The organism is Kitasatospora sp. NPDC049258 (genome assembly GCF_040678895.1).
Taxonomy (GTDB): Bacteria; Actinomycetota; Actinomycetes; order Streptomycetales; family Streptomycetaceae; genus Kitasatospora.
The window spans coordinates 1-21,136 of the sequence record NZ_JBFAQT010000005.1 but is presented as its reverse complement, the minus strand read 5'-3'; the positions used below and the strand labels follow the sequence as shown (position 1 = coordinate 21,136).

Annotated in this window: 15 protein-coding genes and 1 tRNA gene; 9 read left to right on the top strand and 7 right to left on the bottom strand. The window is 70.9% G+C overall.

What is annotated here, in order from left to right:
* Positions 1 to 6: 6 nt before the first annotated feature.
* Both AB0K43_RS06200 and AB0K43_RS06195 read left to right on the top strand, forming a co-directional pair.
* Positions 7 to 1,836 (top strand): acyl-CoA dehydrogenase, encoded by a 1,830-nt coding sequence (locus tag AB0K43_RS06200; protein WP_363636324.1) that lies wholly within the window; start codon positions 7 to 9, stop codon positions 1,834 to 1,836.
* Between the two features lie 260 nt (positions 1,837 to 2,096).
* Positions 2,097 to 3,401, top strand: a complete 1,305-nt coding sequence (locus AB0K43_RS06195) for a M18 family aminopeptidase (RefSeq protein ID WP_363636322.1) — start codon at positions 2,097 to 2,099, stop codon at positions 3,399 to 3,401.
* A 73-nt stretch (positions 3,402 to 3,474) separates the two neighbouring features.
* Here the strand turns inward: AB0K43_RS06195 and AB0K43_RS06190 are convergent, their stop codons facing one another.
* Positions 3,475 to 5,295 carry an NHL domain-containing thioredoxin family protein gene (locus AB0K43_RS06190; protein WP_363636320.1) on the bottom strand — a complete coding sequence of 607 codons (1,821 nt, stop codon included), beginning with the start codon at positions 5,293 to 5,295 and terminating at the stop codon, positions 3,475 to 3,477.
* 181 nt (positions 5,296 to 5,476) lie between these two features.
* Here AB0K43_RS06190 and AB0K43_RS06185 point away from each other — a divergent pair, with 181 nt between their 5' ends.
* Both AB0K43_RS06185 and AB0K43_RS06180 read left to right on the top strand, forming a co-directional pair.
* Positions 5,477 to 5,962 (top strand): LURP-one-related family protein, encoded by a 486-nt coding sequence (locus AB0K43_RS06185; protein WP_363636318.1) that lies wholly within the window; start codon positions 5,477 to 5,479, stop codon positions 5,960 to 5,962.
* Positions 5,963 to 6,099: 137 nt separating this feature from the next.
* A complete protein-coding gene (locus tag AB0K43_RS06180) occupies positions 6,100 to 6,522 on the top strand; it encodes a DUF350 domain-containing protein (RefSeq protein ID WP_363636316.1) in 423 nt (140 codons plus the stop codon).
* A gap of 33 nt (positions 6,523 to 6,555) precedes the next feature.
* Here the strand turns inward: AB0K43_RS06180 and AB0K43_RS06175 are convergent, their stop codons facing one another.
* Together AB0K43_RS06175 and AB0K43_RS06170 are read right to left on the bottom strand one after the other, a co-directional pair.
* Entirely contained in the window at positions 6,556 to 7,161 is a 606-nt protein-coding gene (locus AB0K43_RS06175; protein WP_363636314.1) for a GNAT family protein, read from the bottom strand.
* A gap of 122 nt (positions 7,162 to 7,283) precedes the next feature.
* A complete protein-coding gene (locus AB0K43_RS06170) occupies positions 7,284 to 8,567 on the bottom strand; it encodes an adenylosuccinate synthase (RefSeq protein ID WP_363636312.1) in 1,284 nt (427 codons plus the stop codon).
* Positions 8,568 to 8,693: 126 nt separating this feature from the next.
* Here AB0K43_RS06170 and AB0K43_RS06165 point away from each other — a divergent pair, with 126 nt between their 5' ends.
* The 3 genes from AB0K43_RS06165 to purM all read left to right on the top strand — a co-directional run bounded on the left by AB0K43_RS06165 (position 8,694) and on the right by purM (position 12,546).
* Positions 8,694 to 9,515, top strand: coding sequence for a diacylglycerol kinase (locus AB0K43_RS06165; protein WP_363636310.1), 822 nt, complete (start codon positions 8,694 to 8,696; stop codon positions 9,513 to 9,515).
* A 219-nt stretch (positions 9,516 to 9,734) separates the two neighbouring features.
* On the top strand, positions 9,735 to 11,312 hold the full coding sequence (gene purF / locus AB0K43_RS06160) for an amidophosphoribosyltransferase (RefSeq protein WP_363636308.1): 1,578 nt from the start codon (positions 9,735 to 9,737) through the stop codon (positions 11,310 to 11,312).
* A 148-nt stretch (positions 11,313 to 11,460) separates the two neighbouring features.
* Positions 11,461 to 12,546 carry a phosphoribosylformylglycinamidine cyclo-ligase gene (gene purM, locus AB0K43_RS06155; protein ID WP_363636306.1) on the top strand — a complete coding sequence of 362 codons (1,086 nt, stop codon included), beginning with the start codon at positions 11,461 to 11,463 and terminating at the stop codon, positions 12,544 to 12,546.
* Positions 12,547 to 12,744: 198 nt separating this feature from the next.
* Here the strand turns inward: purM and AB0K43_RS06150 are convergent, their stop codons facing one another.
* Positions 12,745 to 12,993: a DUF3073 domain-containing protein gene (locus AB0K43_RS06150; RefSeq protein ID WP_350637690.1), complete on the bottom strand. Its 249-nt coding sequence runs from the start codon at positions 12,991 to 12,993 to the stop codon at positions 12,745 to 12,747.
* 365 nt (positions 12,994 to 13,358) lie between these two features.
* The gene (locus AB0K43_RS06145; protein ID WP_363636728.1) at positions 13,359 to 14,474 is read right to left on the bottom strand and encodes a Glu/Leu/Phe/Val dehydrogenase dimerization domain-containing protein; all 1,116 of its coding nucleotides are present in this window, start codon (positions 14,472 to 14,474) and stop codon (positions 13,359 to 13,361) included.
* 208 nt (positions 14,475 to 14,682) lie between these two features.
* Between AB0K43_RS06145 and AB0K43_RS06140 the strand changes: the two genes are divergently transcribed.
* Both AB0K43_RS06140 and bldC read left to right on the top strand, forming a co-directional pair.
* Positions 14,683 to 15,603, top strand: a complete 921-nt coding sequence (locus tag AB0K43_RS06140; protein WP_363636304.1) for a hypothetical protein — start codon at positions 14,683 to 14,685, stop codon at positions 15,601 to 15,603.
* 568 nt (positions 15,604 to 16,171) lie between these two features.
* Positions 16,172 to 16,378, top strand: a complete 207-nt coding sequence (bldC, locus tag AB0K43_RS06135) for a developmental transcriptional regulator BldC (protein ID WP_014137253.1) — start codon at positions 16,172 to 16,174, stop codon at positions 16,376 to 16,378.
* Between the two features lie 352 nt (positions 16,379 to 16,730).
* Here the strand turns inward: bldC and AB0K43_RS06130 are convergent.
* Together AB0K43_RS06130 and hrpA are read right to left on the bottom strand one after the other, a co-directional pair.
* Positions 16,731 to 16,804, bottom strand: a tRNA-Asp gene (locus AB0K43_RS06130).
* Positions 16,805 to 16,908: 104 nt separating this feature from the next.
* Positions 16,909 to 20,886, bottom strand: coding sequence for an ATP-dependent RNA helicase HrpA (gene hrpA / locus AB0K43_RS06125; RefSeq protein WP_363636302.1), 3,978 nt, complete (start codon positions 20,884 to 20,886; stop codon positions 16,909 to 16,911).
* Positions 20,887 to 21,136: the final 250 nt, after the last annotated feature.

Below are 21,136 nucleotides of genomic sequence, written 5' to 3'. Positions count from 1 at the left end.
ACGGTCATGGGTCACTACAAGTCCAACCTGCGGGACGTGGAGTTCAACCTCTTCGAGGTGTTCGGTCGCGACCAGGTGTACGGCACCGGTCCGTTCGCCGACATGGACGTCGAGACCGCGAAGAACATCCTCAGCGAGATCTCGCGGCTGGCCGAGAACGACCTGGCCGCGTCCTTCGTCGACGCCGACCGCAACCCGCCGGTGTTCGACCCGGAGACCAGCACCGCTCCGGTGCCGGCCTCCTTCAAGAAGAGCTACCAGACGTTCATGGACGCCGAGTGGTGGCGCCTGGGCATCCCGGAGGCGATCGGCGGCCAGGTCACCCCGTCCTCGCTGGTCTGGGCGTTCGCGGAGCAGATCCTCGGCTCCAACCCGGCGATCTGGATGTACTCCTCCGGCCCGGCCTTCGCCGGCGTCGTGAGCGACGAGGGCACCGAGGAGCAGCAGCAGGTCGCGCTGCGCATGGTCGAGCGCCAGTGGGGCGCCACCATGGTGCTGACCGAGCCGGACGCGGGCTCCGACGTGGGCGCCGGCCGCACCAAGGCGGTCAAGCAGGAGGACGGCTCCTGGCACATCGAGGGTGTGAAGCGCTTCATCACCTCGGGCGAGCACGACATGTCCGAGAACATCATCCACCTGGTGCTGGCCCGCCCCGAGGGCGGCAAGCTCGGCACCAAGGGCCTCGGCCTGTACATCGTGCCGAAGTTCGACTTCGACTGGGCCACCGGCGAGCTCGGCGAGCGCAACGGCGTGTACGCCACCAACGTCGAGCACAAGATGGGCCTCAAAGCCTCCAACACCTGCGAGCTGACCTTCGGCGCCAAGCACCCGGCCAAGGGCTGGCTGCTCGGCGAGACCGTCGACGGCATCCGCCAGATGTTCAAGATCATCGAGTTCGCCCGGATGATGGTCGGCACGAAGGCCATCGCCACCCTCTCCACCGGCTACCTGAACGCGCTGGAGTACGCCAAGGAGCGCGTGCAGGGCGCCGACATCTCCAACTTCCTGGACAAGGCCGCCCCCCGGGTCACCATCACCAACCACCCGGACGTCCGCCGCTCGCTGATGACCCAGAAGGCCTACGCCGAGGGCATGCGCGCGCTGGTCCTGTTCACCGCCTCCACCCAGGACGACGTGCTGGCCGCCCGCCTGCGCGGCGAGAGCGACGAGGCCGCCGAGCGCCTGAACGACCTGCTGCTGCCGATCGTCAAGGGCTACGGCTCGGAGAAGTCCTACGAGCAGCTCGCCCAGTCGCTGCAGACCTTCGGCGGCTCCGGCTACCTGCAGGAGTACCCGGTCGAGCAGTACATCCGGGACGCCAAGATCGACACCCTCTACGAGGGCACCACCGCGATCCAGGGCCTCGACTTCTTCTTCCGGAAGATCGTCAAGGACGGCGGCCAGGCGCTCACCTCGGTCTCCGAGCAGATCCAGAAGTTCCTCGGCGCGGCCGAGGGCGGCGACGCCCTGGCCACCGAGCGCGAGCTGCTCGCCAAGGCCGCCGGCGACCTGGAGGCGATCGTCGGCAAGCTGCTGGTCGACCTCTCCTCGGTCGAGCAGGACGTCAAGAACATGTACAAGGTGGGCCTGAACACCACCCGCCTGCTGATGGTCTCCGGCGACGTGGTGGTCGGCTGGCTGCTGCTGCGCCAGGCCTCGGTGGCCCTGGCCAAGCTGGCGGCCGGTGCCTCCGAGAAGGACGTCCCGTTCTACCAGGGCAAGGTCGCCGCGGCGCGCTTCTTCGCCCGCAACATCCTGCCCACCGTCACCCCGCAGCGACTGATCGCCGAGGGCGTCGACAACGAGATCATGGAGCTCGCGGAGGAGGCCTTCTAGGCCTCGCCCTTCCGACCGCCTGACCCACCCTCACACCGCGGGGCCCGGTACACCACCGGGCCCCGCGGCGTTGCCGCGCCCGCCCCGTCCGAAGCCGCCGACAGGTGCTCTGACCGGCGCCGCTGTCGCGGTCGGGCAGCAATGCTCACCGTTGTGTCACCGTTCTTGAGTTCACGGCGTCATGTCCGTGTACGGGCATATGCTCAGGTGCGGAGCCGGTCCCCCATCCGGCGTCCGAACTCCCTCAACCCAGGAGCCACATGTCGACCGCTGCCCGCCCGGCCTCCTTCGACCGGACGCACACCGACGACCTGATCGCCTACCTCGGCACCTCGCCCTCCCCCTTCCACGCGGTGGCCGGCGCCGCCGAGCGCCTCGAGAAGGTCGGCTTCCGGCGGGTCTTCGAGACGGACGCCTGGGGCGCCACCGCCGGTGGCCGGTACGTGATCCGCGGGGGCGCGCTGATCGCCTGGTACGTCCCGGAGGGGGCCGGCCCGCAGACCCCGTTCCGGATCGTGGGCTCGCACACCGACTCGCCGAACCTGCGGGTCAAGCCGCTGCCCGACACCGGTTCGGCCGGCTGGCGGCAGGTGGCCGTGGAGATCTACGGCGGCGTCCCGCTGAACACCTGGCTGGACCGCGACCTCGGCCTGTCCGGGCGGCTCGCGCTGCGCGACGGCTCGGTCCGGCTGGTCCAGATCGACGAGCCGCTGCTGCGCGTCCCGCAGCTCGCGATCCACCTGGACCGCCAGGTCAACGAAGGCCTCAAGCTCGACAAGCAGCGCCACCTCACGCCGATCTGGGGGATCGGCGAGGTCACCGAGGGGTCGCTGATCGAGTTCGTGGCGGAGCGGGCGGACGTGCCGGCCGACGAGATCGTCGGCTGGGACTTGATGACCCACGACGTGCAGCCGCCCTGCTACCTCGGCCGCGACCGCGAGCTGCTGGCCGCCCCCCGGCTGGACAACCTGCTCTCGGTGCACGCCTCCACCGCCGCGCTGGCCGCGGTCGCCGCGACCGAGGACGGCACCCTGCCCTACATCCCGGTGATCGCCGCCTTCGACCACGAGGAGACCGGCAGCGAGTCCGACACCGGCGCGCAGGGGCCGCTGCTGGGCAACGTCCTGGAGCGCACCGTGTACGCCCGCGGCGGCGGCCCGGAGGACCGGGCCCGGGCGCTGGCCGGCACGGTCTGCCTGTCCTCGGACATGGGCCACGCGGTGCACCCGAACTACAGCGAGCGGCACGAGCCGGGCCACCGGCCGATGCCGAACGGCGGCCCGATCCTCAAGGTCAACGTCAACAACCGCTACGCGACCGACGCGATCGGCCGGGCGGTGTTCGCCGCCGCCTGCGAGAAGGCCGGGGTGCCCTGGCAGAGCTTCGTCTCCAACAACGCGATGCCCTGCGGCACCACGATCGGCCCGATCACGGCCGCCCGGCTCGGCATCACCACGGTGGACTGCGGCATCGCGGCGCTGTCCATGCACTCGGCCCGCGAGCTGTGCGGCGCCGACGACCCGTTCCTGCTGGCCAGCGCGCTCAAGGCGTTCCTGGAGGGCTGACCGCGGCCGGGCCGGGCCGGGCCGGGGCGCCGCTGCCGCGCGCGCCCCGGCGGTCACGCCCCGGCCGGGCGGGTCACTCCATGCCCGCCAGCACCAGCGGCAGGCGGTCGGCGCCGCCCTCGGTCAGCTTCACCGGCACCCCCCAGTCCTGCTGGTGGACATGGCAGGCCGGGTACTCGATCGCCGGGTCGTCGTCGCAGGAGGCGGCCATCGCCGACACGTGCAGCACGCCCTCGGGCACCTCGGCGGAGAGCACCAGCTCGCGCGCGAGCGCGCTGTCCGCGCCCGCGCCGGAGACCAGCAGCTCCGGCGGGGTGGCGCTGACCAGCAGCCGGGTGGACGGGCCGTAGCGCTCGTCCAGCTTCTGCCCGTTCGGCGCGGAGAACACCACGTCCAGCAGCAGCCGGCCCGGGGCCACCTCGGTGGCCGCCCGCCTGGTCCGGTGCGCCACCGACTCGACCTGGACCGCCTCCTCGGGCAGCCGCAGCCTGGTCAGCCGGTGCCGGGCGGACTCCACCACGACGATGTCGCCGTCCACCACCACGGCGCCGGACGGCTCCCGCAGGTCGGTGGCCAGGGTGGTCACCTCGCCGCTGACCGGCTCGAAGCGGCGCAGCGCATGGTTGTAGGTGTCCATGATCGCCACCGAGCCGTCCGGCAGCACGGTGACACCCAGCGGGTGCTGGAGCAGGGCCTGACCGGCGGCGCCGTCGCGGTGCCCGAAGTCGAACAGGCCGGTGCCGACCGCGGTGTGCACGGCGAGCGTTTCACGTGAAACCCAGCGCACCGCCGAGGTCTCCGAGTCCGCCACCCAGAGCCGCTCGCCGTCCGCGGAGACGGCCAGCCCGGACGGCTGGGCGAACCAGGCCTCGCCGGCCGGCCCGTCCACCAGGCCCTCGTTGGTGGTGCCGGCCGTCACGCCGACCGTGCCGGCCACCGGGTCGAAGGCCCAGAGCTGGTGCACACCGGCCATCGCGATCCACACCCGGCCGGCGAAGAACGCCACGTCCCAGGGCGAGGAGAGGTCCACCTCACGGGCCGGGCCCTCGGTGGCCGAACCCTGCCACCACTGCCTGCCGGTGCCGGCCAGCGTGGTCACCGTGCCGTCGGCCAGCCGGAGGCCGCGCAGCGCGTGGTTGACGGTGTCGGCCACCACCACGTCGTAGCCGAGGTCGAGCCCGGCCGGGACCAGCGCCAGGCCCTGCGGCTCGCTGAAGCGCGGCGCGGCGCCGTCCACCAGCCCGCGCTCGCCGTCGCCGATCCGGCGCACCACGCTCTCGCCGTCCTCGGCCAGCTCGACCAGCGAGTGGTGGCCCGAGTCGGCGACCAGGTAGTGCCCGTCGGGCAGCCGCACGGCCTTGCCGGGGAAGCGCAGGTCGCCCGCCTCCGGCTCGGCCGGCACGTACGGGGAGTCGCCGCGCCGCAGGGTGCCCTTGGCCGTGTGCTCCGCCTCCAGCTCCTCGACCAGCCGGGCGATCGCGTGCGCGTGCCCCTCGCCTGCGTGCTGCGCGACCACGTACCCCTCCGGGTCCACCACCACCAGCGTGGGCCAGGCCCGCACCGCGTACTGCTTCCAGGTGGCCAGCTCCGGATCGTCCAGCACCGGGTGGTGCACCTCGTACCGGGCGGTGGCGTCCACCACGGCCTGGTGGTCCGCCTCGTGGACGAACTTGGGCGAGTGCACGCCGACGATCACCACGGTGTCGCGGTGCTTCTCCTCCAGCTCCCGGAGCTCGTCCAGGACGTGGAGGCAGTTGATGCAGCAGAAGGTCCAGAAGTCCAGGATCGTGATCTTGCCGCGGAAGTCCGCCAGCGACAGATCCTTGCCACCGGTGTTGAGCCATCCGCCCTTGCCGACCAGTTCGGGGGCGCGTACGCGTGCACGAGAAGCCATGCTCACATCCAACCCCATCGGGCCGCGGAGGCATTCCGTGCGCCTGCCGGAGCGAGCGCCCGTACCGCAGGCGGGCGCCTGCCGGACGGTGGGGTGGGGGCGGGTCTACGCTGGCGGCGGTCGCCCGGTGCTGTGGGGCGGCCGGATCGGGTCTTGACGGCGATGTGAGGTGGGTTGCGGGATGAAGTACGTGGTCAGGGAGCGGCTGTTCGCGGTGGGCGACGACTACTGGATCGAGAGCGAGGACGGCGAGAAGGCGTTCCTGGTCGACGGCAAGGTGCTGCGGCTGCGGGACACCTTCGAGCTGAAGGACGCCGCCGGGCAGGTGGTGGCCGTGATCAAGGAGAAGGTGCTCACGGTCCGGGACGCCATGAAGATCGAGAACGCCGGCGGGGACGTGGTCGCCACCGTCCGCAAGAAGCTGTTCACTCCGCTGCGGGACAAGTACCACGTGGAGTTCGAGGACGGCCGCGAGTGGGAGATCCGCGGCGACCTGATCGACAAGGACTTCACCATCGAGCAGGACGGCGACGAGATCGCCGAGGTCTCCCGCAAGTGGTTCACCATCCGCGACGCCTACGGGGTCAAGGTCACCGGCGGCGCCGAGCCCGGCCTGGTGCTCGCCGTCGCGGTCTGCGTCGACCAGCTGGTGTCGCACAACGACTGACGGTCGGTCGGGCGGCGGCGGGCGGGAGGTCCCGGGCGGCCGCGCCGGGCGGGGGCGCCGGAGGATGCCGATCGGGCCTTGCGGCCCCGCGGTCATGGGATATCTTTTGCCATCCTTGACACGTGGGGGGACCCAGCATGAACGACATCTTCGACGGCCTCGGGCACGCCGCCGTGTTCGGCGCGGTCGGCATCGCCCTGCTGCTGCTCGGCGTCGGCCTGGTCGACCTGCTGACGCCGGGCAAGCTCGGCCACCAGATCTGGCAGGAGCGCAACCGCAACGCCGCCCTGGTGCTCAGCTCCGCGCTGCTGGGGATCGGCGGCATCGTCTTCACCGCGATCCTCTACACCTACGAGGAGTTCGGGAAGGGCCTGGCCTCCACCGCGCTGTTCGGCCTGCTCGGCCTGGTGCTGATGGCCGTGGCGTTCTGGGTGGTCGACCTGCTCACCCCGGGCAAGCTGGGCGCCATCCTGGTCGACCCCGAGCCGCACCCGGCGGTGTGGGTCACCGCCGCCTGCAACATCTCGGTCGCCGCGATCGTCTCCGCCTCGATCGCCTGACCCCGGCCCCCTCCGCAGCCCGGCCCGCCCGGCTCAGCCCGACGCCCGGCCCGCCGCCAGCCGCCCGCTCAGCCGGGCCTTGGCGGCGGGCCATTCGTCGTTCAGCATCGAGAACCACACGCTGTCCCGCCAGCTGCCGTCCGGCCGCCGCTTGGCCCGCCGGAAGGTGCCCTCGTAGCTGGCCCCGAGCCGCCGGATCGCGTTCTGCGAGCGCTCGTTGCGATGGTCGGTCTTCCAGCACACCCGGCCCATCCCGAGCTCCTCGAAGGCATGCGTGAGCAGCAGCAGTTTGGCCTCGGTGTTCACCTCGCTGCGCCACACCGAGCGGCCGTACCAGGTGCCGCCGATCTCCAGCAGCTCGTCCTGCGCGCTGAAGTCGAAGTAGCAGCTCACCCCGACCGCCCGGCCGGTGGCGAGGTGGACCACCGCGAACGGCAGGCAGGCGGGATCGGCGATCCGGTCGGCGTTCACCCGGCGCAGCTCCTGCTCGGTGCGCGGCATCGGCACCGGGATCCAGCGCCACACCTCCTCGTCGCCGCCGGCGGCCTCGAACAGGTCGGCGGTGTGGTCCTCGGTGAGCGGCTCCAACCGGACGTGGGTGCCGGTGAGCGTGACGGGGGAGGGCAGTCGCGCGGTCATGCCCCTGAAGGTAGCCGCGTTTTGCACTAGAGGCAACAGTACTATGCACTAGTTCAAATGACCGAGGCCAAGGGGAAGGCCCCGCACTCCGGTGCGGGGCCTTCCGGGTCTGCGCGGACGCGTCAGATGAAGGAGTTGATCTGGATCGTCTCGGTCCGGCCGGGGCCGACGCCGATCGCGGAGATCGGGGCACCCGACATCTCCTCCAGCGCCTTCACGTAGGCCTGCGCGTTCTTCGGCAGGTCGGCGAAGGTCTGGGCCTTGCTGATGTCCTCGGTCCAGCCCGGCAGCGTCTCGTAGATCGGCTTGGCGTGGTGGAAGTCGGACTGGTTGTACGGGAGCTCCTCGACCCGGCGGCCGTCGATCTCGTACGCGACGCAGACCGGGATCTGCTCCCAGCCGGTCAGCACGTCCAGCTTGGTGAGGAAGAAGTCGGTCAGGCCGTTGACCCGGGTCGCGTAGCGCGCGATCACCGCGTCGAACCAGCCGCAGCGGCGGTCCCGGCCGGTGGTGACCCCGCGCTCGCCGCCGATCCGGCGCAGCGCGTCGCCGTCCTCGTCCAGCAGCTCGGTCGGGAACGGGCCGGAGCCGACGCGGGTGGTGTAGGCCTTGAGGATGCCGATCACCCGGTCGATCTTCGTCGGGCCGATGCCCGCACCGGTGCAGGCACCGCCGGCGGTCGGGTTCGACGAGGTCACGAAGGGGTACGTGCCGTGGTCGACGTCCAGCAGGGTGCCCTGGCCGCCCTCCAGCAGGACGACCTTGTTCGCCTTGAGCGCCTCGTCCAGCACCAGGGTGGTGTCGGAGAGGAACGGGCGGATCTTGTCGGCGTAGCCCAGGTACTCCTCGACCACCAGCTCGGCCGGGATGGCGCGGCGGTTGAAGAGCTTGACCAGCAGCTGGTTCTTGTCGTGCAGCGCCGCTTCGACCTTCTGGCGGAGGATCGATTCGTCGAAGAGGTCCTGCACCCGGATGCCGACGCGGTTGATCTTGTCCGCGTACGCCGGGCCGATGCCGCGGCCGGTGGTGCCGATCCGGCGCTTGCCGAGGAAGCGCTCGGTGACCTTGTCCAGGGTGCGGTGGTACGGGGTGATCAGGTGGGCGTTGCCCGAGATCAGCAGCTTCGAGGTGTCGATGCCGCGCTCGTTCAGACCGCTGAGCTCGGAGAGCAGCACGCCCGGGTCGATGACCACGCCGTTGCCGATGACCGGGACCACGTTCGAGCTGAGGATGCCGGAAGGCAGCAGGTGCAGTGCATACTTCTGGTCGCCGATGACCACCGTGTGGCCCGCGTTGTTGCCGCCCTGGTAACGGACGACGTAGTCGACGGAGCCACCGAGGAGGTCGGTCGCCTTCCCCTTGCCCTCGTCTCCCCACTGGGCGCCAACGAGCACGAGTGCCGGCACAGGCGTACACCCCTTCCGGTTGGGGCATCCTGCGTAGGCCGCAGTCTGACCCGAGATAGACGAAGCCCCTGGCGCAATAGCGCAAGGGGCTCTTGCACCGAGAGATTACCTGAGGAAGGACCGGTCGTGTCGTCCCTGTCCACGCCCGCATCCCACCCGGCGGACCACAGCGGGCCCGGGCCGCTCCTGGTACTCCTCGACCCGGCGGCCAAGCAGACCGACGGGGAGTCGGTGCGGATCGCCAAGGACGTGCTGTGCGGGGGCGCGGACGTCAAGGTGGTGCTGCCCGAGAGCCCGTCCGAACTCGACCGGGTGCTCTCCCACCGCGGCCGCCGCCGACCGGTGGTGATCGGATCGGATCTGGCGCTCCAGCGGGTGCTGCAGGCCCTGCACCGGCAGCGTGAGTTGGGTGCGGACCCGGTCGGCGTGGTCCCGGTGGGCCGGCCCGCCGTCACCGGGGCGGTGCGGGCGATGGGGGTGCCGGTCGAACCGGTCGCCGCGGCCCGTGCGGTGCTCGGTGGCAGCCCGCGCAAGCTGGACCTGCTGGTGGACGACGGCGGTGGGGTGGTGCTCGCCGAGGTCCGGATCGGACCCCCGCGAACGGGGGACGGACTGAGCCGTTCAGGGGGCTTGCGTTCGCTATGGGCGAAATTCGCTGCGGCCGAGCAGGCTAAGGCGTCGGCGGCGGAGCTCCGGATCGAGGCGGACGGCCGGCTGCTGGTCGATCTGCACCAGCCGGTCCGGCTGGTCCGGGTGGTGCCGGTGGACGGCGTTCTCGAGCTGACCCTGCGGCTCGGCGGCCCGCCGCAGCAGCACCGGGTGGCCAGCCTCAGCGTCGCGGGCCGGCACTTCGGCTACGAGGCGGACGGCGCCCGGGTCGGCCCGGTCCGGGCGCGCACCTGGACGGTGCACGCGGGGGCGTGGGAACTGCTGCTGCCTGCCAGGTGAGCAGCATCACGTCCGGGCTCGCGGCGCGCCGGCGCTCGGACCTTCCGATCCGCGCGCCGGGCGCGTGCGACAAGGGCGTGCGCCACTTCGACGAATAGTCGGACGAGAAATGCGCCGGCGTGTAAGGGGTTTTGTCTACGCGCGTCGCCATTCGATCGGCCAATATCCGGGGCCTCCCCTGTTCGGGAAGGCGTACGGAACTGCCCTAGACTCGAAGGCGTGCCACGTGGTGACGGACGACTCAATCACGATCTTCTTCCCGGCGAGAAAGGACCTCAGGACGCTTGCGGCGTCTTCGGGGTCTGGGCCCCCGGCGAGGAGGTCGCGAAGCTCACGTACTTCGGCCTCTATGCCCTGCAGCACCGCGGACAGGAATCCGCGGGCATCGCAGTGAGCAACGGCTCCCAGATTCTGGTCTTCAAGGACATGGGGCTCGTCTCCCAGGTCTTCGACGAGGCCTCGCTGGGATCCCTGCACGGGCATATCGCCGTCGGACATGCCCGCTACTCGACCACCGGGTCCTCGGTCTGGGAGAACGCCCAGCCGACCTTCCGTGCGACCGTTCACGGTTCGCTCGCCCTCGGGCACAACGGAAACCTGGTCAACACCGCCGAACTGGCGGCGATGGTCGCCGAACTCCCCGGTGAGGAGCACATCTCGCGCTCCGGCCGGACGGCGGCGACCAACGACACCGACCTGGTGACGGCCCTGCTGGCCGGCTACCCGGAGCTGTCCATCGAGGACACCGCCAAGCAGGTCCTGCCCAAGGTCAAGGGCGCCTTCTCGCTGGTCTTCATGGACGAGCACACCCTCTACGCGGCCCGCGACCCGCAGGGCATCCGCCCGCTGGTGCTCGGCCGCCTGGAGCGCGGCTGGGTGGTCGCCTCCGAGACGGCGGCGCTCGACATCTGCGGCGCCTCCTTCATCCGCGAGGTGGAGCCCGGCGAGCTGATCGCCATCGACGAGAACGGCATGCGGACCTCCCGCTTCGCCGAGGCCAAGCCCAAGGGCTGCGTCTTCGAGTACGTCTACCTGGCCCGCCCCGACACCTCCATCGCCGGCCGTAACGTGCACCTCTCCCGGGTGGAGATGGGCCGCCGGCTGGCCAAGGAGGCCCCGGTCGAGGCCGACCTGGTGATAGCGACGCCCGAGTCCGGCACCCCCGCCGCGATCGGGTACGCCGAGGCCAGCGGCATCCCGTACGGCTCCGGCCTGGTGAAGAACGCCTACGTCGGGCGCACCTTCATCCAGCCCAGCCAGACCATCCGGCAGCTCGGCATCCGGCTCAAGCTCAACCCGCTCAAGGAGGTCATCGCCGGCAAGCGGCTGGTGGTCGTGGACGACTCGATCGTCCGCGGCAACACCCAGCGCGCGCTGGTGCGGATGCTCCGCGAGGCGGGCGCCGCCGAGGTGCACATCCGGATCTCCTCGCCGCCGGTCAAGTGGCCGTGCTTCTTCGGCATCGACTTCGCCACCCGCGCGGAGCTGATCGCCAACGGGATGACCGTCGAGGAGATCGGCCGCACGCTGGGCGCGGACTCGCTGTCGTACATCTCGATCGAGGGCATGATCGAGGCGACCGCGCAGCCCAAGGACAACCTCTGCCGGGCCTGCTTCGACGGCGAGTACCCGATGGAGCTGCCGGACCCGGCCCTGCTCGGCAAGCTGCTGCTGGAGGCCGAGATCGCCGGCAGCCAGCAGAAGCCGGCCGTCCGCGGCAAGCCCACCAGCGACCTGGACGGTGTCCAGTCCCTGCTCGGCGGACACGGCGCGGCCGACGCGCTGCGGCGCCCGTAGACGTGTGCTGACGGGAGACCACCGCAGGGGCGCGGGGGGCTGCGCGACCGAACGGGCACGTACCTCGTGCCCCGGTCGCGCCGCACCTCGCGCCCCTCGTGGTTGACCCACCCCTGTTTCCACCCCTTGACCCGGAAGGGCCACCGCAGTGACCAGCAACCAGACCGGCGCCACCTACGCCGCCGCAGGCGTCGACATCGAGGCCGGCGACCGCGCCGTCGAGCTCATGAAGCAGTGGGTGCGCAAGACCAACCGCCCCGAGGTGGTCGGCGGCCTGGGCGGTTTCGCCGGGCTGTTCGACGCCTCCGCCTTCAAGCGCTACGAGCGCCCGCTGCTGGCCTCCGCCACCGACGGCGTGGGCACCAAGGTGGCCATCGCCCAGGCCATGGACAAGCACGACACCATCGGCCACGACCTGGTCGGCATGGTCGTCGACGACCTGGTGGTCTGCGGCGCCGAGCCGCTCTTCATGACCGACTACATCTGCGTGGGCAAGGTCCACCCCGAGCGGGTCGCCGCGATCGTCAAGGGCATCGCCGAGGGCTGCACGCTGGCCGGCTGCGCGCTGATCGGCGGCGAGACCGCCGAGCACCCGGGCCTGCTCGGCCCGGACGACTACGACGTGGCCGGCGCGGGCACCGGTGTGGTCGAGGCGGACGCGCTGCTGGGCGCCGAGCGGGTCAGGGCCGGCGACGTGGTGATCGCGATGGCCGCCTCCGGCCTGCACTCCAACGGCTACTCGCTGGTCCGCCACGTGCTGCTGAACCAGGCCGGCTGGAAGCTCGACCGCCAGGTCGAGGAGTTCGGCCGCACGCTCGGTGAGGAGCTCCTGGAGCCGACCCGGATCTACTCGCTGGACTGCCTGGCGCTCGCCCGGGCCACCGAGATCCACGCCTTCTCGCACGTCACCGGCGGCGGCCTGGCGGCCAACCTGGCCCGGGTCATCCCGGACGGCCTGCACGCCCGGCTGGACCGCGGCACCTGGTCCCCGCTGCCGGTCTTCCAGACCGTCGCCCAGGTCGGCCGGATGGCCGCGCTGGAGATCGAGAAGACCCTGAACATGGGCATCGGCATGGTCGCCGTGGTCCCGCCGGAGTCGGTCGACGTGGTGCTGTCGATCCTGGAGGACCGCGGGGTCGAGGCCTGGCTGCTCGGCGACATCGTGGACCGCTCCGAGGAGCACGAGGGCGGCGCGGCGCTGTACAACGCCTACGACGGCTTCGACCTCGGCTGAGGCCCCCGGTACGCCTGAGGGGCCCCCGCGGCGCGCGGGGGCCCCTCAGGCGTTCTCGCCGGTGCACCGGGAGCCGGGGGCACCCGGCCCACCGGCCGATGTCACGACGAGCGGCGCCGCCGCGGCACGCGGGCACGCGGGCACGCCGAAGACCGGCCCGGGCGCTCGTGAGCGCCCGGGCCGGCCCGGTGCAAGCTGTTAGGCCCGGCGGCGGGACGGGCCGCTGTCGGCCTCCGCGTCGTCGTCCTCATCGTCGGCGTAGTAGTCCGCGTACGCCGCGTAGGGATCGTCCTCGTCCTCGTCCTCGATCGGCTCAGGCTCGATCGAAGCGGTAGAGGGCGATACGCCCAGCTCGCTGGACAGACGGTTAGCGTCGAACCCGCCGCTGTTGTACTTCAGCTCGCGGGCGACCTTCGTCTGCTTGGCCTTGGCCCGGCCGCGCCCCATGGGTCGACCCCCTCAACGATGGGGCTCACGGCCCCGAGTCTGACACGTGTGGATCATCAGGCCGGCCTGCCCGAAGTGGGAAAGCCGTCCCTTGGAGCATTAACGGTACCTGTTTCCGCCGCCGTACGGTACGTCGCGCGTGTGACGTGGCGCGCACCGCCGCCCCCCGAGACCAGGTCCATCCAGGTCACAGGAGGGTTTTCGGGCTTTTGCAGGCTGCCCGGAGCTTGGCCGGACCCGTCGTACCCGCAGAGATTATCCCCTGTCGGGGGCCTGAGGATCCCCCGTTCGGGCTACGAACTGAGAATCCGGTTCCACATTGTGATGCGAGGGGGGCGAATCCGATCCGCCCCCCTCACTCACGGTCAGGACCTGCGTGCACCCGGCAGCAGGACCGAGCGCAGGGCGCTGATCTCCCGCATCCGCTTCTCGGCCAGCCGGTCGGCCGCGACCGCCGGCGGGACGCCGTCCGCCGCGGCCCGGGTGAAGATCTCCAGGGTGGTGTCGAAGATCTTGGTGGCCTTGTTCTTGGCGCGCTCGAAGTTGAAGCCGTCGATCTCGTCGGCGACCTGGATCACGCCGCCGGAGTTCACCAGGTAGTCCGGCGCGTAGAGGATGCCGCGGTCGGCCAGGTCCTTCTCCACGCCGGTGTGGGCCAGCTGGTTGTTGGCGGCGCCGCAGACCACCGCGGTGCCCTGGGCACCCAGCGCGCCCACCGTGTGGTCGTCCAGCGCCCCGCCGAGCGCGCAGGGGGCGTAGACGTCCAGCTTGGCCTGGATCAGCGCGGCGGTGTCGGCCACCACCTCGACCTCCGGGTGGGCGGCCCGGACCCGGTTCACCGCGGCCTCGGAGACGTCGGTGATCACCACGTCGGCGCCGTCCGCGACCAGGTGGCCGACCAGGTAGTGGCCGACCTTGCCGACACCGGCCACGCCGACCCGCCGGCCGCGCAGGGTGGGCTGGCCCCAGCGGGCCTGGGCGGAGGCGCGCATGCCCTGGAACACGCCGAAGGCGGTCAGGATGGAGGAGTCGCCGGCGCCGCCGTTCTCCGGCGAGCGGCCGGTGACGAACTCGGTCTCGCGGGCCACGACGTCCATGTCCTGGACGTAGGTGCCCACGTCGCAGGCGGTGATGTAGCGGCCGCGCAGGGACTGCACGAAGCGGCCGTAGGCGCGCAGCAGCGCCTCGGTCTTCACCTCGTTCGGGTCGCCGATGATGACGGCCTTGCCACCGCCGAGGTCGAGGCCGGCCAGCGCGTTCTTGTAGCTCATGCCGCGGGACAGCCGCAGCGCGTCCTCCAGCGCCTCCTCCTCGGTGTCGTACCGGTGGAAGCGGGTGCCGCCGAGCGCGGGGCCCAGCGCGGTGGAGTGGATGGCGATGATCGCCTTGAGACCGGAGGACCGGTCGTGGCAGAGGACGACCTGCTCGTGCCCGTCGCCGGGGGTGCCGTCCTGGGCGGTACCGAAGATCCTGCCGAGCACGCCGGGTGCGGGGTGCGTCGCGGATGCGGTGTGTACGTCGGTCACTGTGGTGACTCCAGTATTTGCGGGCCCGCGGCGGTGGTGCGGGCGTCTGTATCGAAGCCTAGCCCTGGAGGTGGGCCCGGATCTGCCCCCTGACGGTCCCTGAGACATAACGAGCGGGGCGGCTCGGCGGCACCCTCCCCGGCGGCCCCGGCCACGTGCGACGATGCCGTCTGTGACCGCTGTGCGAACCTCGGTGCTCCCGCCGTACGCCGCCCATCTGCGGGTGTACGAGCCGCTCGCCGCCTACCCGGAGCCGGAGCGGGCCCGCTGGCAGGCCTGGGCGGCCGCGCACGGGCCGGACGCGGCCGGGCCCCACCGGCCGGTGGCCGCGGCGGCGTTGGCCGAGCAGCGGGCGGCGCTCGCCGAGCTGGCGGCCCGCACCCCGAGGCCGCTGCCCGAGCACGAGGACGGCCGGGCCTACGTGCGGCTGGTGGACGGGGTCACCTACATCTGCCCGTGGACCACCCGGCTGCGCAGCTGGCAGGCGCTGGAGGAGCTGGCCGGGGCGCTGCCGGTGGCGCTGCTGGACACCGTGCTGCCGCCGGCCGTACGGGCCGCCGCGGTGGCCGACCGGGAGCGCTGGCGGCTGGCCCACCCGGATGCCCGGCCGTGGATCCTGACCAGCCGCTGGGAGGTGCCGCTGCGCTGGTTCCCGCTGTTCGGCGAGGAGGACCGCAGGTACGTCCCGGCGGTGCCGGACCGGGGCGCGCGGGGGCCGGCCGAGCCGGCCGCGCTGTTCTACCTGACCTCGATGGTGCAGGCCCGCCGCCGGGTGGCCAGGGGGTACCGGGCGCTGCGGCTGCGCACCCCCTCCGGGGAGGGCCGCACCCGGGGGCTGGTGAAGGGGGTGGAGCAGGTCGGCCGCTGGCTGGAGGAGTTCCACCCGCGCTCGCTGGTGGAGCTCGACTACGGGGGCCTGGTGCACCTGCTGGGGCCCGGCTGGCTGGCCGAGGAGCGGTCGGTGGGGGTGGTCGAGGCCGGTCTGGGCGCGCTGGGCGCGGGGGACGCGGCCGCGGCCGTGCAGGCCTACGAGTCGGTGACCGCGCGCTGGCGGCAGGTGCTGGCCCTGCGGCAGACCAGCTGACGGCGGGCCGGCCTCGGCCCGGCCGACCGGCTGACCGGTTCTCACGGCCCGGTGGTCGCCGGGGTCTGGCCTGATGTCAGTGCGTCGGGTGAGGATGGAGTGAGAAAGGTACGGACCTTCGGCACCACGGTGGTGACGATGGTCCCGGTTCGGGTCAATACCCCGCGAACGTGACACTACTCACCGTTGACGCGAACTTACCCCTATGTGCAAAAATGGGACAACCAGCCCAAGTTCACTCAAGTGTGTCCACGTTTGGGTGGATCTGCCGTTGGTGTGCTCTTTGCGGAGAAACAGTGGGTCTGGTCCTGCCGTAACCGGACGTCACCGTGGGGTGACTGTCCGCTATGGGAGGGTCCATGGCCTTCCGTCGCTCTTGAACCCGTGAGGGTCAATTTTGGCGGTTTGGTCGATGGGGCTGGACGGATGGTGTAGTTGTAGACACCAGGACAAGCCGTTCGTCCTATAACCGACTCGGCCCGTCTGTGCCATTTCGGGCATCGCGGGCCAAGGTGCAGAATTTGAAGGATAGAACCGCCCTGGTTCGGTTCTCCCGAGGAGGCCGCTCATGACCGCTCGTACCCCTGACGCTGAGCCACTGCTGACGCCGGCAGAGGTAGCCACGATGTTCCGCGTTGACCCCAAGACGGTCACCCGCTGGGCCAAGGCAGGCAAGCTCACGTCCATTCGCACTCTCGGCGGCCACCGCCGGTACCGTGAGGCGGAGGTGCGTGCTCTGCTGGCCGGGATTCCGGCGCAGCGTACCGAGGCCTGAGGGCCTCGCTGAAGTCTTTCCGAAGGGGCTGTATCCCTGGACTCCGCCGGGTCCTGGATGCGGCCCCTTCGGCATGCCGGAATCCCTTCGGGGTGGTGCCGGAGGCGGGCATTCCTATTGAGGCCGATGGGGGTGGGGGGAATTAGCGTGAATGCATGTACAATTTTATATATTAAATTATGGCGGTCCTGAGGGGGGTGTGTGATGACGGGTCTCAGGAAAAGATAAGTGACGACCGTCACATGCCCGTTACCTTGTGGTCTAGACCTAGACTGGGGTACATGCGACCTGACGGGGCGTCGGGGAAAACAGCAAGGCCCGGAACCTTGCGGTTCCGGGCCTTGCTTCACTGCGATCCCGACGGGACTTGAACCCGCGACCTCCACCTTGACAGGGTGGCGAGCTAACCAACTGCTCCACGGGACCAGAGATCTGATCCTTGCCCGCCTGCTCTCGCTTGCGAACAAGACAGATCGTACTGCATGTGGGGCCCCCAGGTCGAACCGGCTCCCGAAGGCCCCCGTCGCAGCTCAGAGCGTGCTCGCGGCGGCCTCCATCGCCTTCATGATGCGCTTCTCCGACACGGGGGCCGGGGTGCCCAGACCCTGGGCGAAGAAGCTCACCCGGAGCTCCTCGATCATCCAGCGGATCTGCCGGACCTCCGCCGAGGGCTGCCGGCCGGCCGGCACCCGGGCCAGCAGCTCCCCGTACGCCCGCTGGACCTCCTGGACCTTCTGCAGGTGCTGCATGTCCCGCTGGGGGTGGTTGGGCAGCGCCTCCAGTCGCCGGTCGACCGCGATCAGATAGCGCTTCAGGTCGGGCAGGCGCTGCCAGCCGGTCTCGGTGACGAAACCGGCGTGCACCAGTGAGGCGAGGTGCAGCCGGACGTCGTTGACCGCGGTCAGCAGCACCGGGCTGCTCACCGATTTCAAGCGGCTCGACGCCTTCTGGAAGGCGATCAGTGCGGTCGCCGTCTTGAGGGTGGTGTCCGCCGACAGTTCGTACAGGTCGGCGCGCACCTTGTCGTACAGCTTGGTGAAGGACTCCTCGTCCCAGGCGGGGCCGCCGTTCAGGGCCATCAGCCGGTCCGTGGCGGCGGCCACGATGTCCTCGAACAGCGCGGGCACCGAGCCGTGCGGGTTGTGCGACAGGGCGAGCTTGGCCTGGTTGCCCAGGCGGCCCTGGATCGACTTGGCCGGGGAGTTCACCCGGAGCATCAGCAGCCGCCGGGTGCCCGCCCACATCGCCTGCTGCTGGTCCTCGGGGGTGTCGAAGAGCTTGATCGCCACCGAGTCGGTCTCGTCCACCAGCGCCGGGTAGGCGCGCAGCGAGTGGCCGCGCGAGCGCTGCTCGAAGGTGCGCTGCAGCGCGGGCAGCCCCTCGGGCCAGGCGCTGAGCCCGCGCTGCTCGATGCCCTTGCCGGAGGCGGCCGTGGAGAGCGTCTCGCTCAGCTTGGGCTTGAGCTTGAGCCGCAGCTCCTCCAGGTCCTTGGACTCGGCCAGCTTCCGCTTGCCGTCCACCACCCGGAAGGTCACCCGCAGGTGGTCCGGCACCCGGCTGTCGTCCCAGGCCTCCGGCGGGATCACGATGCCCGACATCCGCTGCAGGACCCGCTCCAGGGTCGGCAGCAACGGCTCCTGACGGTCCTGCACCTGCTTCAGCGCGGCCGCCGCGAAGTCCGGGGCGGGCACGAAGTTGCGCCGGATCGCCTTCGGCAGCGCCCGGATGTACGCCGTCACCAGCTCGGCCCGCAGGCCCGGGATCTGCCAGTCGAAGCCCTCGGAGGTGACCTGGTTGAGCACCGGGAGCGGGATGTGCACCGTGACGCCGTCCGCGTCACTGCCCGGCTCGAACTGGTAGGTCAGCTTGAACCGGAGCTTGCCCTGCTGCCAGTGGTCCGGGTAGTCGGCCTCGGTGACCCCGTCGGCCGACCGGTTGATCAGCATCGACTTCTCGAAGTTCAGCAGGTCCGGCTGCTCGTGCCGGGCCTTCTTCCACCAGGAGTCGAAGTGCCGGGTGGAGACGATGTCCTCGGGGAGCCGGGCGTCGTAGAAGTCGAACAGGGTCTGGTCGTCCACCATGATGTCGCGGCGGCGGGCCCGGTTCTCCAGCTCCTCGACCTCGGAGAGCAGCGTGCGGTTCTCCGCGAAGAACTTGTGGTGGGTCTCCCAGTCGCCCTCCACCAAGGCGTTGCGGATGAACAGCTCCCGGCAGAGCTCCTGGTCGATCCGGCCGTAGTTGACCTTGCGCTGGGCCACGATCGGCACGCCGTAGAGCGTGACCTTCTCGTACGCCAGCACGGCGCCGGCCTTCTTCTCCCAGTGCGGCTCGCTGTAGCTGCGCTTGATCAGGTGGCCGGCCAGCGGCTCGACCCACTCCGGCTCGATCTTCGCGTTCACCCGGGCCCACAGCCGCGAGGTCTCCACCAGCTCGGCGGACATCACCCAGCGCGGCGGCTTCTTGAACAGGCCGGACCCCGGGAAGACCGCGAACCGCGAACCGCGGGCGCCGCCGTACTCGCGCTTCTCCACGTCGAACAGGCCGATGTGCGAGAGCAGGCCGGAGAGCAGCGCCTGGTGGATCCGGTCGGCGTCCGGCTCCGCGTCGGGATGCGGCTCGTCGATCGTCACGCCGAGCTGCTTGGCCACCGTGCGCAGCTGGGTGTAGACGTCCTGCCACTCGCGTATCCGCAGGTAGTTCAGGAACTCGGTCTTGCACATCCGGCGGAAGGCCGAGGAGGAGAGCTCCCGCTGCTGCTCCCTGACGTAGCGCCACATGGCCAGGTGGGAGAGGAAGTCGGAGGTCTCGGAGGTGAACCGGCGGTGCCGCTCGTCGGCGGCCTGGCGCTTGTCGGCCGGGCGCTCGCGCGGGTCCTGGATGGAGAGCGCGGCGGCGATCACCATCACGTCGCGCACGCAGCCGAGCTCGTCGGCGGCCAGCACCATCCGGGCCATCCGGGGGTCGACCGGCAGCTGGGCGAGCTTGCGGCCGAGCGGGGTGAGGCGCTTGCGGTGGTCCTTCTCGTCCGGGTCGAGGGCGCCGAGCTCGTGCAGCAGGCTGACGCCGTCCTTGATGTTGCGCGAGTCCGGCGGGTCCAGGAACGGGAAGGCGGCGATGTCGCCGAGGCCGGCCGCGGTCATCTGGAGGATCACCGAGGCGAGGTTGGTGCGCAGGATCTCGGCGTCGGTGAACTCCGGGCGGGAGAGGAAGTCCTCCTCCGAGTAGAGCCGGATGCAGATGCCGTCCGAGGTGCGGCCGCAGCGGCCCTTGCGCTGGTTGGCGCTGGCCTGGCTGACCGCCTCGATCGGCAGCCGCTGGACCTTGGTGCGGTGGCTGTAGCGGGAGATCCGGGCGGTGCCCGGGTCGATCACGTACTTGATGCCGGGGACGGTCAGCGAGGTCTCGGCGACGTTGGTGGCCAGCACCACCCGGCGGCTGTTGGAGCGCTGGAAGACCCGGTGCTGCTCGGCGGAGGAGAGCCGGGCGTAGAGCGGGAGGATCTCGGTGAACTTCAGCTTCAGCTTGGTGAGGGCGTCCGCGGTGTCGCGGATCTCCCGCTCGCCGGAGAGGAAGACCAGGATGTCGCCGGGGCCCTCGGCCTGGAGCTCCTCGACCGCCTCGCAGATCGCCTGCACCTGGTCCCGGTCGCGGTCGCGGTCCGCCTCGTCCTCGTCCGCGCCGTCGCCCTCCTCGACCAGCGGGCGGTAGCGGACCTCGACCGGGTAGGTGCGGCCGGACACCTCGACGATCGGGGCGCCGTGGAAGTGCTCGGCGAACCGCTCCGGGTCGATGGTCGCCGAGGTGATCACGACCTTGAGGTCGGGGCGGCGGGGGAGCAGCTGCTTCAGGTAGCCGAGCAGGAAGTCGATGTTGAGGCTGCGCTCGTGCGCCTCGTCGATGATCAGGGTGTCGTACTGGCGCAGCTCGCGGTCGGTCTGGATCTCGGCCAGCAGGATGCCGTCGGTCATCAGCTTGACCAGGGTGTCCTGGCCCACCTGGTCGGTGAACCGGACCTTCCAGCCGACGGCCTCGCCGAGCGGGGTGTTCAGCTCCTCGGCGACCCGGTCGGCGACCGTGCGGGCGGCGATCCGGCGGGGCTGGGTGTGGCCGATCAGGCCCTTGACGCCGCGGCCCAGCTCGAGACAGATCTTGGGGATCTGGGTGGTCTTGCCGGAGCCGGTCTCCCCCGCGACGATCACCACCTGGTGGTCCCGGATCGCCGCCAGGATGTCGTCCTTCTTCTGGGAGACCGGCAGTTCCTGCGGATAGCTGATCGCGGGGACGGCGGCCCGGCGCTGCTCCACCCGGAGCTCGGCCTTGGCGACGTCGGCGGCCAGCTCCTCGGCGATCTTCTGGCGGGCCTCGGGGCTGCGGACCCGGCGGGTGCCGTCCAGCCGCCGGCCGATCCGCTGCTGGTCGCGGAGCATCAGCTCGGGCAGCCGGGCGGCCAGCGCTCCGATGGTGGCTGCATCGGCGGGCTGGGCTACGGGAGAACTCACTGGGGGCATCCCTCTAGGTTGCAGGGAGGCGCGGGTGGGGCGCACCTCGGTTTTTCAACCCTTCAAGTGTCACAGAACACCTGGGGGGAGGGACGAGGCGGCCTTGGCGGGTCGGGCGGGGACGCGGGAGGGCCGGGCGGGTGCGGCGGGGACGCGGGCGGGGGCGCCGGGGGCGGTGGCCCTGAATAATCACAGGCATGTGCGCGAATCCATTCACACACCTAAGGTGAAGTGGGTTACATACCTTCCAATCCAATTT